Genomic DNA, 14,851 nt, shown 5'->3' with positions numbered 1-14,851 from the left:
TTTTATCCTATTATTTTATTTAGTGTTTGACTAGGTCTCATGATATTAGAACTTTTTTGCTCATCCGGATAAAAATATCCACCAAAATCAACTCCATCCCCTTGAATTTCGCAAAGTTCATTTAAAATTTTAGCTTCGTTAGCTAGCAAATCATCTGCTAAATTTGTAAATTCTTTGCCAAGTTCACTATTTTTAAGCTCTTGCGCCCAGTAAAGGGCTAGATAGTAGTGGCTCGCTCTAGTGTCTGGATTTTTAACTCCCATTTGTGGTGATTTGTTATTTTTTAGGTATAAATTTACGGCACCATCTAGTGTTTTAGCTAAAATTTTAGCGTTTTTATTGCTTTTAGAATTAGCAAGATGTTCTAGCGAGGCTATGAGAGCTAGGTATTCGCCAAGACTATCCCAGATGAGATGGTTTTGCTCAATTAGCTCTTTTACTAGCACAGGTGCAGTTCCACCCGCTCCAGTCTCAAACATACCTCCTCCGCAAAGCAAAGGCACGACAGATAGCATTTTTGAGCTAGTGCCAAGCTCCAGTATCGGGAAAAGATCAGTTAAATAGTCACGCAAGACATTCCCTGTAACGCCTATAACATTTTTACCCTCTCTTATGATGTCAAGGCATTTCTCGCATGCTTTTTCATAGTTTAAAATTTCATACTTTACGCCTGCATTTTCAAATTTCAAAAGATCTATTTTTGATTTTAAATTTCTATCGTGCGCTCTGTTTTCATCAAGCCAAAAAACTAGCGGTTCGCCTGTTATCTTGCCTCTATTTAAAGCTAGGTCTATCCAGCTTTTTATAGCATCATCTTTTGCTTGAGTCATGCGGAAGATATCGCCGCTTTGCACATTAAATTTAAATACCTCTTTATCGTCTTTATCAACTACGATAAATTCTCCATCATCTTTTGCAATGAAAGTCTTATCGTGACTGCCGTATTCTTCAGCTTTTTTAGCCATTAAACCGACATTTGAGACGCTTCCTATTTTGGTGACATCAAGTGAGCCTTTTTCTTTTAGGTTGTTTATGCAAGCTTGATAAAGAGTGGCGTAAGTTTTGTCGGGTATTATCGCTAAAGTCTCTTTTGGTTCGCCGTTTTTATCATACATTGTTCCAGAATTTCTTATCATGGCAGGCATTGAAGCGTCGATTATCGTATCGTTTGGAACGTGAAAATTCGTAACACCTTGTGCGCTATTTACCATCGCAACACTTGCCGATGAGGTAAAAATTTCATCAAATTTAGCTTTGATCCTGTTTCGTTCTGTCTCTTTTAGAGTTGAAATTTTAGCAAAAATATCTTTTAAACCGTTGTTTTCATTTATCTCTAGGCTTTTAAAAATTTCACCAAACTCATCAAATGCTTTATTAAAAAAGATCTTTATCGCATGACCAAATATAGCAGGATCGCTTACTTTCATCATCGTAGCTTTTAGATGTAAGCTTACCAGTAAGTCATCATCTTTTGCGCTTTTAAAGGCATCTTGATAAAATTTATCAAGCTTTTTTACACTCATAAAACTAGCATCGATTATCTCATCTTTTAAGATTTCAAGCTCTTTTAGTTTTGTCTTCTCACCATTTTTATTTATAAAATTTATTGTATAAACATCATCTTTTTTACTGATGATAGACTCTTCGTTGGCGTAAAAATCCCCATCTTGCATGTGTGCTACACGAGTTTTTACATTTTTATCCCACTCGCCCGTGGAGTGTGGATTTGCCCTTGCGTAGTCTTTTACCGCCTTTACACAGCGCCTGTCAGAATTGCCTTGTCTAAGGACTGGATTAACCGCGCTTCCAATTATCTTTGCGTATTTTTTTGCTATCTCTTCATCTTCTTTTGTTTTTATCTCATTTGGATATAACGGTAGATCAAAGCCTTTGCTTCTAAGCTCGCTAATGGCAGCATTTAGTTGAGGAAGTGTTGCTGAAATATTTGGAAGTTTTATGATATTTGCGTCAGCACTCTTTGTAAGCTCTCCTAATAGCTCAAGAGCGTTTTCGTGTTTATTAGCTAAAATATCACTAAATTCAGCCAGTATTCGTCCTGCTAAAGATATATCTTTTTGTGATATTTTTATGCCTGCCTTCGATAAAAAACTTTGCAAAATAGGCAATAACGAATAACTCGAAAACAACGGGGCTTCATCCGTCTTAGTCCAAATGATCTCACTCATATTTATTCCTTGGTTTTTTATAAATTTATCGTTTTTTTGTTAAAAAACAATTATAAAATAAAATTTTAAACACTACCTACCTATATTTTGATTATGTTCGGTTAAAGTTTTTGAAAATTTATGTTTTTTTGTTCTTTTATCTCTTACAAAATACAAATAATCACTACTTGCGGGGCTTATCGCCGCTTTTATCGCATTTATAGAAACTGAAGAAACCGGGCTTGGCGGAAGTCCGTCGTTTAGATATGTGTTAAATTTGCTCATGTCAGTGCGTATACGCTCCGGGGTTATCGTCTCATGAGAGTAGATACCATAGTTTAAAGTCCCGTCCATTTGTAGTCTCATGCCCTTTTTTAGGCGGTTGTAGATGACAGAGCTAACAAGAGGCATTTCGTCATTACTTGCGGCTTCTTTTTGGATAACTGAAGCGATGATTAAAAACTTAAACCATTTTTTTTCATCATATTCACCAAAAATTTTCATACTAAGGTCTTGATGTGCTTTTTTTGATGAATTTACAAGATAGTAAGCCAGGTGTCTTTCGCTGATGCCAAGCGGGATTTTATATGTATTTGGCATGATAAAGCCGTCAGGAAGTGGAGATATCGCGTTGTATTCGGCATTTAAAATCTGCTCGTTTAAGCCGAGCTCTTTTGAAATTTGGTTTAAAAATATCACAGTAGTTTCGCCTGGGATTAAAGTTATGTCTTTAAGAGCGGCTTTTGCTACTGTTAATTTACGTAAAAAATCAATCCTGCTTAACTTAGTGCTTTGCATATTTATCCAGCCTGATTGTGGTGATCCGATAAATATCAGTGCGTATTTGTCGATACTACTTAGGTTAAAGTTACGGTTAGATAAATAAGATATAATTTCACCAACACCGCCTTTTGGGATAAAAACGACTTCGCTTGTATTTATAGAACGTGTTAGATATATAAAAATACTTAGGAAAAATATAAGTATGGCATCAAAAAAAATAGCTAAATATGGGTTTTTTATAAAATTTTTAATCATCTTTGTTCTTTCTTTAGTCTTGCTCTTAAAATTTGGAATTAAGGTTGAAAACCTCGAATTTGACGAGCTTAGAATAGAACAATTATACATAAAACTCGATAAAAAACTGATACTTAGAGCAAAAGAATTAAAATTTCCTCAGCTAAAAGTGCAAAAAGAGGAAAAGACCTCAGGTAATTACCTAATCGATGTTACTCAAAGTGCCAAATGGCTTGATATACTTTTTCAAGAAATTTCACTTCACAGCTTAAAAATCGGAGACAATGAGCTTAAAATTTTATTTGAAAACAACTCCTTTTTTGTAGACAACAAGCATTTTGGTCTAGATGTTAAAATGCAAGAAAGAGAAGAAGCCGGAGTTGATAACTTTAACATATCAAACCTTGCTTTTAAGGACTTTAATGTAACCTTGTCCGGCTTTGGAAGTGCTGATATCAAAAAACAAAAATACGCATTTTCTGGAAGTTTTAATTCGTTTGAGATAAACGGAAGGATTGATTTTACGCTTGTAGATGGGATTTTAAGATATAAAGCTTATGACATTAAGGCAAATTCTTTGCGGGATTTTATGAATGATCTTGATTTGAAATTTAACTTAAACGAGGATGTTAAAAATTGGATCTACGGCTTTATTATCGCACAAGATTACAATATCAAAGAGTTAAATGGCAAGGTGGATTTAGAAAATTCGGAATTTTATCTAGATGATCTTAATGCCACAGCCGTTGCAAAAGGCCTAAATGTAAAATTTGAAAAGAGCCTAGAGGCGGTTGATGTAAAAGAAGCGAGCATAAAACTTAAAAACTCAAATTTATACTTTGATCTTTTAGAGCCGGTATATAAAGGTCGCAAACTTGACGGCTCAAACCTTGTTATCTATAATATTTTTGACGAAAAAGAGGCTGGAATTTTACTTAATCTAAAAACTCGCTCAATGTATGATAGTGTTATAAATGATATTTTAAAAGCTTATGATATAAAAATACCGATAAATCAAACAAGTGGAAAAATGGACGCCACACTATTGCTTGATATAAATTTCGATACGATAAACGTCATCGCAAATGGCGATTTTAACGCAACAAATGCGGGCATAGACATAGCGGGAGCGAAATTTAATGCTAAAAATGCCGACATAAAACTCATAAATACAGACACACTAAAGATCGATGCAAAGAATTTTGGTCTTGAGTTTTTTAACAGCGACGCAAGAGCGAACATAGACATCAATAAAAGTGTCGGCGATATAAGAGCAAATTTAAAAAACCTTGATCTTGGCTCAGATGATGCTAAAATTTTAAGCCTCAAAGATGAAAAAATACAAGCAAAGCTTGACTTTAGCGGAGATGATACAAAGCTTAATATATTAAATTTCGACCTAAATTTAAGTTTTGGCGATGAGAATAAAATACAAACAAACAACGCAAGTTTGATCAAACACTCGCCACTTTTAAACCAGATCGGCATAAGTGATTTTAGAGACTTTACGCTTACTACGAAGGATTTTAACACTCTAAACATAGACGCAAACGATCTTAAATTTAACCTGCCTTTTTATCATAAAGACGGTACTAAATACGAAGTAGACGACTTTAACATCGATGTAAACATACAAAAGCTTACCTCAAAAGGTCGCTCAAAAAGTGGACTTATCAAATTTAACACAAAACAAAGCGATGTAAATATCACAACGCAAAATCTAAATCTACAAATAGACACAAATGAAACAAACGATCAAGAGAGGCTTTACGCACTTAATTTATACGCAAAAAATGCCGACGTAACGATAAAAGATCTAAACAGAACACTCGCGTTTAAGAACTTGGAATTTTATGAGAAAGCCGACGAGATGATAATTAGAGGTTTTCCATCAAGCGGGCGTTTTGGATTTGTCAAAAATAACCAAAAAATCGACCTTGACGCCACAGGGATAAGCGGTGAATTTGTTAATCAATTTTTTGGATTTAACAGCTTTGAGAGTGGAAATTTTAGGCTAAAGATACTTGGGGAAAGCAAGGATTTATTTAAGGGTGAGGCGAGATTTCACAGTGCTTACATTAAGGATTATATATTTTACCAACAGCTTTTAAGCTTTATAAACTCCGTTCCTGCGCTTTTAAGCTTTAAAACGCCTGATTTTAACGATAAAGGCTTTACGGTAAAAAGCGGTAAAATTTTATTTGAAAAAGATGGCTCTTTGATAAAATTTATAGCAATAGACATCGAAGGAAGCAGTGCCGATATCGCAGGAAAAGGCACGATAGATCTTGAAAGTAAGGTGATAAATATCGATCTTGAGCTTAAGATACTAAAAGACGCAAGTAATATCATCGATAAAATTCCTGTAGTCAATCAAATCATACTTGGCAAAGAACGCTCGTTTTCAACGCTCATCACCATTCGCGGAACAACGCAAAAGCCGGAGTATTCGACTCAAATTTTACAAGATACCTTGCTTTCCCCGTTTAATATCATAAAAAATATTATAGAGGCTCCGTTTTTGATTTTTGATTGATTGTTAAGTGTAGTTTAATTTTAAGAATAATACATAAAATTTTATGTATTATTCCATTTTTAGTTGCATGAGCATCATGTCTTCGCCGTCTATAACATCAAGCTCGTTTGAGCCGCAATTTGGGCATAAAAATTCATTTTTATCAAGCTCATTTTCCTTGTTGCAGCTTTTGCATTTTATGATTATATTTTGCAAATTTATAGTAAGCTTGGCGCTATCACATATACTTCCTGCTTTGCAAACATCAAACGCACTTTGTAGATAATGTGGCTCAACTCCGCTTAAACGCCCTATTTTGATGATGATTTCATTAACTTTTTTTGCACCGTTTTTTTCGGCATTTTGCTCGCAAAGAGTGAGTAAATTTTGAGCGATACTTAGTTCGTGCATTAACAGATCCTTGGCAAAAGCTCGCCTTTTGGAGGCTCTAAAAATCTACGTGATTTATAAGCGTTTTCTATAATAACCCTTGAGTTTTTACTATCTAAAATTTCACCTATCTCACTTGCATTTTGGTCAAATTCTTTTAAAATTTTAAGCGCCAAAGGTGCGTCCTCTTCGCTTACGGCAAGGACAAAAGTCCCTTCGTTTGCAAGCTCGTAAGGTTCAAAGCCAAATAACTCGCATATCCCCGTAACTTCATCGCTTACTTTTATCTTTTCTTCAAAAACCAAGATGTCAAGGTTGCTAAATTTCGACCACTCGTTTAAAACTGCGCTCAAGCCGCCTCTTGTGGCATCCCTCATGCAAAGCGGTTTTATGCCGTTTTTTACAAGCTCCAAAACAACACTGTTTAAACTTTTGCAATCACTTTTTAACGCCGAACTTAGCTCAAATTCTTCTCTGCTTGCAAGTATAACGCCACCATGTCTTCCGATATCTCCCGATAACAAAACTTTAGCCTTTGGACGCAAGCTTTTAAGCTCTACATTGTCGCAGATTATTTCGCCGATCCCTGATGTGTTGATAAAAATTTTATCACACTTTCCTCTTGGCACAACCTTTGTATCCCCGCAAACAACCTTTACACCGTCATTTTTACAAATTTCTGCTAGCGAGGTTAAAATTTGCTTTAGCTCATCTATCTCAAGCCCCTCTTCGATGATTAACGAGCAACTTAGATACTTTGCTTTAGCTCCAACCATCGCAAGGTCATTTATGGTGCCGCAAGCTGCGATCTTGCCGATGTCTCCACCGTTAAAAAATATAGGAGTGACCACAAAACTATCGGTGCTAAAGGCACATTTTGAGTTTAAATTTAAGATAGCCGAGTCGTTACTTTGTGATAAAATTTCATTATCAAAAATTTTAAAAATAGTTTCATTTATAAGCGAGTTCATCTCCTCGCCACCACCACCGTGGCTAAGCATTATCTTCATGAAATCCTCTTTGCATATTTAAAATATGCCGCACAAGCACCCTCGCTTGAAACCATGCAAGAGCCTATTGGATTTTGCGGGGTGCACGCTTTTGCAAAGACTTTGCATTCAAACGGTTTTGCTTGCCCGCGTAAAATTTTACCGCATATGCAGGCCTTACTCTCGCCTTTGCTTTCTACGTTACAGTCAAATTTCCGCCTTGCATCAAGGTGCGCATACTCATCTCGTAGTCTCATACCACTATCTTTTATCACGCCAAGTCCTCGCCACTCAAAGTCACATGGGATAAAGTATTTTGCGATTAGCTCTTTTGCTTTTAAATTTCCGTTTTTGCTAACGACACGTTCGTATTCGTTATAGACCTCATGAGTGCCTAAATTTTGCTGTCTTACTAAATTTAAGACACTAGCCATGATATCAAGTGGCTCAAATCCACTAATAGCAATCGGTCTTGCAAACTCCTCGCTAAGCTCTTTATAAATTTCACTTCCAGTTATAACACTTACGTGGCTAGGTCCTAAAAATGCATCTATATTGACATTTTCATCTTGCATGATAGCTCGAACCGGAGCGGGAACTGTGACGTGATTTATATGAAAGTATAAATTTTTAATACCCTGCTCTATAGTTTTTTCAACCAGATTTGCGCTCATTGGAGTTGTGGTTTCAAAACCTATTGCAAAAAATATTACATTTTTATCAGGGTTTTGTTTGGCGATTTTAAGAGCGTCAAGCGGTGTGTAAAGCGCGCGTATATCATGCCCTTGAGCTCTTAACTTTTGCAAGCTTGTATATGAGCCTGGCACCCTAAGCATATCGGCTAAGGTGCAAAACACCACACCCTCAAGCGCTGCTAATTTACAGGCTTCGTCTATGCGCGAGCGTGGCATAACACAAACCGGGCAACCCGGACCGTGGATAAAATTTATATTTTTGCCAACTAGATCAGGCAAGGCAAATTTCATAATAGAGTGCGTATGTCCACCGCAAATCTCCATGATATTTAGCGGTTTTTTACTCTCTTTTTTTATTAACGAACTAAGAGTTAAGATAAGTTCTTTATCGCGAAAATCATTTATCAGATCCATCAAAATCCCTTAGTCCCATGTCGCCGTCATAGCTGTCTATTACGCCGCTTTTCATGTCTTTGGCTATTTGTTTATAAATTTGTATACTTTCTTGCGCGATCTTTGTGTCTATCTTTTCCATTGCGTATCCGACATGGATTAGGACGTATTCACCCGGGCTTACCGGCTCTGCGATTAGATCAAGACTAACTCTTCTTTGAACGCCAAGCGTCTCAACTAGTGCTACATTATCGCTATCTATCTCGATAACTTTTGATGGTATAGAAAGGCACATTATCTCATCTCTTTTTTAAATTTTAGATACTCAACCCACTTTTGGACACCTTCGCCTGTTTTGCTATCTATCTCGATAATGTCGATTTTGGGATTAAGTTTTCTTGCGTCTTTTTTTACTCTTTCTACATCAAAGTCAAAATGAGGAAGAAGTGAAATTTTACTTATCAAAAGCACATCTGCCGCACGAAACATTACAGGGTACTTACTTACTTTGTCGTCGCCTTCAGGCACTGATATAAGCACTGCGTTAAAATGCGAGCCTACATCATAACTAGCAGGGCAGACTAAATTTCCGACATTTTCTATAAACACCATATCAAGCTCATTTAAAGGCAGATGATGAAGTCCTTCATGTACCATAAAAGCGTCCAAATGGCATGTTTGACCAGTGGTTATCTGGTGAGCCTTACCACCTGCAAGTACTACACGATCCGCATCTTGGTTAGTTTCTAAGTCGCCCTCGACTACGCCGATTTTGATGTTTGAATTTTTTATAGTAGCTTCTAAAAGAGTGGTTTTACCAGCCCCTGGTGAACTCATTAAATTTACGCATAAAATTTTATGCTCGTCAAGATGAGCTCTATTGTGCTCTGCCTCGGCATCATTTGCCGATAAAATTTTTTCTATAACATCTATCGTTTTGCTTTCATTTAACACCGGATGTGCATGCGAATGCTCGTGTTCGTGGGCTTTTTTGTCAGTATGAGATAAAATTCCGTCATGAGAATGCGAGTGAGTATGTTTTGTACCGTCCGTATGAGTATGTTCGTGTGAGTGACCAGGCAACGAGCAACCGCAATCTTTACACATTTTTAGCTCCTTAAATATTAATTTTATAAGTTTAACTCTTTGATTATTAGATAAAGCTTAAATTTAAATTTTAAATTTTTAGAAGAAAAAATGTAGTAAAATTTATGAAATTTTAACTTGACTGCAAATTTTAGAAGCATAAAATTTCATAAATTTAAATACTAAAATAACCTACCACTATAAATTTATATTTTAATTAAAAATATTAAGTGTTATCAGGTGTGCGGAACGGCTGCTTTTGTAAGTTCGGCAAATTTAACACCTTTTAGTCCTGATATCCTATCGCTAAAACGCTTTATTTTATCAGCTTCACCGCGTAAAACAAGCGTCTCAAGACAGTTGTGATGATCTATATGAATGTGTGTTGTGCAGACGATTTTTATATCAGCATCATGTTCAAGCTCTAACATCTTAACAACAAGCTCATTTTGATGATGTGTGTAAATGACCGTTAAAACACCTACAAGTTCGCCACTTGAAGTCTCCCAACTATCTTTTACCATCTTTTCTCTTATGAGATCTCGTGTCAGTTCGCTTCTTGAAGCATATCCTTGCTCTGCGATCTTTTTGTCAAGTTCGTCCAGAAGCGATTTAGGTAAAGAAACGCTAAATCTAATTATCTCATCCATGTTAGCCCCCTTAACTTAAACTTATGTTATTATAAAACTTTAAAGCTTAAATTTTAGATAAAAGATAATAAATTTGACCCAAAGCTATATTTGTATCGTTATCACAAAATTTAGAACAGTGATAAAAATTTATATTTTTATCTTTTAAATTCCTAATCACACGTGATAAAAGTGTAGAATTTTGAAATACTCCTCCAGAAAGTAAGACATCTTTTTTGCCTTCTTTAGATACTTGAGTTACTAGATCTGCGATAGCATTAATAAAGCCAGTAACTGCGTGCCTTGCGTCATCTTTTAGAGCCGATTTAAAGGCATTTTTAAAATTTATAACACCATTTTTTATCTCAAATTTATAAGAATAGTCCAAACTTTCATCATAAAATTTATCAAGCTCCATACCGCTTTGGGCTTCGTAACTTATACTTTCTAAACCCAAGATAACGCTTGCAAATGCGTCAAACACGCGGCCTAAAGAGCTAGTGTGTATATTGGTAACATTATGCGCTGATTTTAGTGCCAAAAGCCTTTTTGCGTCAAATTTTGATAAAAATTCTCTCGCTTCATCTTCAAGATCGTATTTTAATATGATAGAGTAAGCGATTTGATAGATGTTTTTTATGCTATTTTCGCCACCTATTAGTTTAAATTCATCAAAACAATAAAGCCTTTTATAGCCGTTTTGATCTATTTTTAATACCTCTCCACCCCAAATTTTACCATCCTCACCATATCCTGTACCATCAAAACAAAAGCCGATGTATTCGCCATCTTTTGGTAAATTATGCTCAAACATAACAGCTAAAAGATGTGCATAATGATGCTGGATGGCACTTAAAGTAAATCCCTGCTCTTTAGCCCATTTTGTATTTAAAAAATGCGGGTGAAGGTCGCAAATCACGTGATCAAATTTAAGCTCGTAGGTTTTAACAAAAAGGTTTAAAACATTTAAAAATCTATCAAAAGTAGCTACATTTTTAAGATCTCCAATGTATGGGCTTATCATAATTTGCCCGTTATGATAGATGGCAAATTGATTTTTGAGTTCGGCACCAAGGGCTAAAAATGTCCCTTTTTTGTTGAAATTTGAATGAAAAAAGTATGGATTAAGCCCGCGCGAAGTGCGTGTAAAATTTATCTCCTCTTGCACCGTAAAAGCGATACTATCGTCACTGGGAGAGTAAATTTGTCTATCGTGGTCAAGATAAAAATCAATAACATCGCCAAGCTTATAAAGTAGCTCTGCTTCGTTATATATCACCGGCTCACCGGAGATATTTGCGCTAGTTGCCACGATATTTGTATCAAGGTATTCAAAAAGCGCTAAATGGATACCGCTAAATGCTAGCATAATGCCAAGACGGTTTAAATTTGGCGCGATACTTGGCGCTAAAGTGCTGTTTGGCTTTGCTTTTAAAAGCACGATCGGCTTTAAATTTGAAGTTAAAAGCTCCTCTTCCTTGCTTGAAATTTCAGCCAGCTCTTTAACGTTTTGCAAATTTTTACACATTATAGCAAACGGCTTGTGTGGGCGATGTTTGCGAAGTCTAAGCGCATTTATCGCATTTTGATTATGCGCGTCGCAAACTAGATGAAAGCCGCCAAGTCCTTTTATGGCTAAAATTTTACCATCTTTTATAAGCTGCGTGGCTTGTTTTATCGAGTCTTCGTTTTGGGTTAAAATTTTACCGACTTTATCTTTTAACATAAGCTTAGGACCGCATTTTGGACATGAGATGGGCTGTGCGTGATAGCGACGATCGAGTGGATTTTTATACTCACTCTCGCAACTTTCACACATCTTAAATTCATTCATGGTTGTGTTTATACGATCATATGGCAGGGATTTTATGATAGAAAATCTCGGACCGCAATTCGTGCAGTTTATAAATGGATATAGATAGCGAGGATTTGACCGATCATAAAACTCTCGTTCACACTCTTTGCAAATAGCAAAATCAGGTAGTATGGCAGCTGCTTTTTGGGCTGATCTAGAAGCAATGATGTTTAGCTCGTCAAAGACTTTATCGCCTTTAAATTTCCTTAGCTCATCTATCCTAGCAAGCGGCACTAGCTCAGCAAATAGTGCCTTTTCAAATGATAATAGCGCCTTTTCTTTTCCATAAAGGCTTAGCTTTACACCTTCGTCGTCATTGTAAATTTCACCCTTTAGTCCATACCTGATCGCTAGTGAATACACAAATGGTCTAAAACCAACACCCTGAACTAAACCTGAAATTTCAAAATTATAATTTATCATTTGAAATTTATAACAAAAATTTAATAAATTCGGGCTTTACAGTGATATTTTAATGCCCAAACTGCTAAAATCAAGCTTAAAATTTGGCTCAAATTCGCGCTTAAATGTTTTTAATACAGCTTCTTCTTTAAATAAATCTCCGCTAAATTTCACGGTTTTTATATCAAATTCATCCGCTTTTTCAAGTATGAAATTTGCTAAAAAGCCAGCCAGTGAACTTACCACACCATAGCTTATGTTGCCCTCTTGCGCTCCGGCTAGCATAAAACTCATGGTGCTTCTTATAAATTTAGCCACATCAAAAACACCGTCTTTAACCTTACAATCTATCAAAACGCCTCTATTTGCACCAAAGTTAAAGGCGTTTAATAGCAGCCTTTCTCCTGCTTGTTTTAAATTTGGACTAAAATTTAACACCTTTGCACTCATGCAAAACAGTGAGTAAAAATTTGCATTTAGGTTTAAATTTTCGCTTGGTAAAACATAAGTTTTTGCAAAATTTTCAAGCAACCTTTCTCCGCCATCAAGCCCTTTTATCTCCTTAAAAATTTCGTCAAAACTTATAAAATTTGGTATAAAAAGTAGCGGTATCTTATCATTTTTACGCACTAAAAATATACCGTCGGCACTATCTTTGTTTAAGTTTAACTCAAAATAATCACTCTCTAGCTCTTCTTTTGAACTGCTATCGTAAACCAAGCTTTCTTTATCAAAAAGGCAAAATTTAAAAATAGAATTTTTGCCTAAATTTCTAACTCCGATAAAATTTATCTTATCATTATAAAGTTTATCGCAAAGAGCAAAGATAAAAAAATCCTGTGATAATTTAACATTTGCCGTAGTTTGAATTTGAGGGTGTTTTTGCTTAAAAAGCGCATTTGTTTTTAGTCTTAACATCGGCTTTTCAAAGCTAGCAAGTGCCGTTATCTCGCGCTCATTAAAAGTAAAGATGTTTAAAAGCGCTTTTGAATTAGTTGGCATGATAAAGTCAAATTTATCAAAGCTATGTAGGATCTCTACTTCAAATTCACTAGAGCTGCTCTTAAATTTCACTACCTCTCCATCTTTTATCTTTTTAGCGCACTGCCCTAAAAGGAGGTTAAAATTTTCTTCGCAAATTTTTTGATCAAGTACAGAAATTTTACTTAAAACACCAAATTCATTTTTGCAAATTTGTCCGTTTTGTTTAAAATTTAGCTCTTGAAGCGGGGTTAGAGCTGGCAAATCACACTCCAAGTGCACATCTTTATCGCTTTTGTCGTTTGGCATGCTTGCTTCATAAACTCTAAAGCCTTTTATAAAAAGCGAACTTGGTAAATTTATGCAAAGTTTGTCACTAAATTTAGAAAGTTCACTCTCGTTTGCACTAATAAAAAGCGTAAGTCCTTCGCTATCTTTTACTACTTTATGAGGTAAATTTTTAGCCGTTTGTCTTAGGATGATCTCAAGCCAAACAAGCTCTTTTATCCATAAAAATTCAAAAGCTAGAACCATAAAAACCTTTCTTCTTATACTCATTTGCTATATCTTGTATGCTAAGATTATCTATCTTTTCATACTCAAATCCGCATTTTAAAAGATAGTTTAAAAGTGCGTTTAAAGCGACATTTGCGCCATTTATCAGTTGGCTTGAGAGTTCAAAACTCATGGGCTCTATCCGCTTTGGGATAAGTCCTAAAATTTTAACCTCAGGTCTATCACCTAAAATGTCCATATATGCTAATGTTTGCTTCATCTCGACTTCATGTGCAGACCCGTCAAAATTTATAAATTCAGGGATATTTTCATAGTCAAAGAAGTAAATTTCGCCTACTTTTGAGTCGTTAGCCTCTATACAATCAACCATCACTATACTATCAAATTCCGAAATAACGGGAGTTAGCGCCATGGCTAACGTCCCGCCGTCTATAAATTCAAGCAAATGCTCCTTGCTTGTAAAGCGGTAGTTTCTCTCTATCCACTTTATAAAATGCACTCCAAAGCCCTCATCGCCAAACATAACGTTTCCGATACCAAGAAGCAGAAATTTCATCTTTATTCTTTTACGAATTTATATCCGCTAACTATCGCATCCATGGCTCCGTTTTTGCCTTTAACGGCATTAAATACAGCCATATAGACGTGAATGGGCACAAATATCATGATAACCCACATACAAATTCGATGTATCGTTCTAACATTTGCCAAACCACCCATCATCTCCTCAAGCCATCTAGCAATGTCATATATAGCGCCACCAAGTCCTTCGTGATAAACGTGAGCGTAAAGCACAAGGCCACTAACGCATATAAGAGCCAAAACAACATAAAAGAAAAAATAAGACGCAAACTGAAGCGGGTTGTAAACACCTTTTAGATGAGGATGTTTGCCTAAAAACAGATAGTATTTGATCTGCGAGAACCAAATTTTTGGATTTAAAAAGTCAAAAACACTTCTTAATTCCTTTCTACTATGTTTGTCAAATATAAATAGATAAACTTTAAATATAAAGCACGCTATCAAAATAAACCCAGCAACCTGATGGGCGGCTCTCCATTTTGCGTTTAAAAACAGCGTAGGTTCTGCCGAAATTTCAGGCGCTATAAATACATAAGAGATGTAAAACCCGCTAAAAATCAAAAACGCTATCACAATAGCTCTAATCCAATGCGTAAGTCTAACTCCTATGCTAAATTCATACTCTGCTTTTCTCAT

General features: G+C 35.7%; 13 protein-coding genes. 1 reads left to right on the top strand and 12 read right to left on the bottom strand.

What is annotated here, in order from left to right; genetic code table 11:
- Nucleotides 1-2: 2 nt before the first annotated feature.
- Both CCAL_RS04505 and mltG read right to left on the bottom strand, forming a co-directional pair.
- Entirely contained in the window at nucleotides 3-2,186 is a 2,184-nt protein-coding gene (locus CCAL_RS04505) for an NADP-dependent isocitrate dehydrogenase (RefSeq protein WP_170016071.1), read from the bottom strand.
- A 72-nt stretch (nucleotides 2,187-2,258) separates the two neighbouring features.
- Complete coding sequence (gene mltG, locus CCAL_RS04500) at nucleotides 2,259-3,203, bottom strand: endolytic transglycosylase MltG (RefSeq protein ID WP_170016069.1); 945 nt, start codon at nucleotides 3,201-3,203, stop codon at nucleotides 2,259-2,261.
- Between mltG and CCAL_RS04495 the strand changes: the two genes are divergently transcribed.
- Nucleotides 3,151-5,718 carry a YhdP family protein gene (locus CCAL_RS04495; protein ID WP_170016061.1) on the top strand — a complete coding sequence of 856 codons (2,568 nt, stop codon included), beginning with the start codon at nucleotides 3,151-3,153 and terminating at the stop codon, nucleotides 5,716-5,718. The two genes, mltG and CCAL_RS04495, sit on opposite strands and share 53 nt — an antisense overlap.
- 48 nt (nucleotides 5,719-5,766) lie before the next feature.
- On the opposite strand, the gene hypA is transcribed toward CCAL_RS04495, so the two are convergent.
- From hypA to cybH, 10 genes are all read right to left on the bottom strand, one after another.
- Nucleotides 5,767-6,108, bottom strand: coding sequence for a hydrogenase maturation nickel metallochaperone HypA (gene hypA, locus CCAL_RS04490; RefSeq protein ID WP_170016059.1), 342 nt, complete (start codon nucleotides 6,106-6,108; stop codon nucleotides 5,767-5,769).
- On the bottom strand, nucleotides 6,108-7,097 hold the full coding sequence (hypE, locus tag CCAL_RS04485; protein ID WP_170000123.1) for a hydrogenase expression/formation protein HypE: 990 nt from the start codon (nucleotides 7,095-7,097) through the stop codon (nucleotides 6,108-6,110). The genes hypA and hypE overlap by 1 nt, the downstream gene beginning before the upstream one ends.
- The gene (hypD, locus tag CCAL_RS04480; RefSeq protein ID WP_170016057.1) at nucleotides 7,094-8,185 is read right to left on the bottom strand and encodes a hydrogenase formation protein HypD; all 1,092 of its coding nucleotides are present in this window, start codon (nucleotides 8,183-8,185) and stop codon (nucleotides 7,094-7,096) included. Before hypD ends, hypE begins: the two co-directional genes overlap by 4 nt.
- Nucleotides 8,169-8,459, bottom strand: coding sequence for a HypC/HybG/HupF family hydrogenase formation chaperone (locus tag CCAL_RS04475; protein WP_169971730.1), 291 nt, complete (start codon nucleotides 8,457-8,459; stop codon nucleotides 8,169-8,171). Before CCAL_RS04475 ends, hypD begins: the two co-directional genes overlap by 17 nt.
- Nucleotides 8,459-9,271, bottom strand: coding sequence for a hydrogenase nickel incorporation protein HypB (hypB, locus tag CCAL_RS04470; RefSeq protein WP_170016055.1), 813 nt, complete (start codon nucleotides 9,269-9,271; stop codon nucleotides 8,459-8,461). The genes CCAL_RS04475 and hypB overlap by 1 nt, the downstream gene beginning before the upstream one ends.
- 215 nt (nucleotides 9,272-9,486) lie before the next feature.
- Nucleotides 9,487-9,900 carry a nickel-responsive transcriptional regulator NikR gene (gene nikR, locus CCAL_RS04465; protein WP_169935934.1) on the bottom strand — a complete coding sequence of 138 codons (414 nt, stop codon included), beginning with the start codon at nucleotides 9,898-9,900 and terminating at the stop codon, nucleotides 9,487-9,489.
- 46 nt (nucleotides 9,901-9,946) lie between these two features.
- Entirely contained in the window at nucleotides 9,947-12,157 is a 2,211-nt protein-coding gene (hypF, locus tag CCAL_RS04460) for a carbamoyltransferase HypF (protein WP_170016053.1), read from the bottom strand.
- Nucleotides 12,158-12,193: 36 nt separating this feature from the next.
- Complete coding sequence (locus tag CCAL_RS04455; RefSeq protein WP_170016051.1) at nucleotides 12,194-13,675, bottom strand: hypothetical protein; 1,482 nt, start codon at nucleotides 13,673-13,675, stop codon at nucleotides 12,194-12,196.
- Nucleotides 13,635-14,189, bottom strand: coding sequence for a HyaD/HybD family hydrogenase maturation endopeptidase (locus CCAL_RS04450; RefSeq protein ID WP_170016049.1), 555 nt, complete (start codon nucleotides 14,187-14,189; stop codon nucleotides 13,635-13,637). The genes CCAL_RS04455 and CCAL_RS04450 overlap by 41 nt, the downstream gene beginning before the upstream one ends.
- A gap of 2 nt (nucleotides 14,190-14,191) precedes the next feature.
- The gene (gene cybH, locus CCAL_RS04445; RefSeq protein WP_170016047.1) at nucleotides 14,192-14,851 is read right to left on the bottom strand and encodes a Ni/Fe-hydrogenase, b-type cytochrome subunit; all 660 of its coding nucleotides are present in this window, start codon (nucleotides 14,849-14,851) and stop codon (nucleotides 14,192-14,194) included.

The organism is Campylobacter sp. RM6914, assembly GCF_004803835.1.
Classification (GTDB): domain Bacteria; phylum Campylobacterota; class Campylobacteria; order Campylobacterales; family Campylobacteraceae; genus Campylobacter_A; species Campylobacter_A californiensis.
This window is presented reverse-complemented; position numbering and strand designations above follow the sequence as displayed.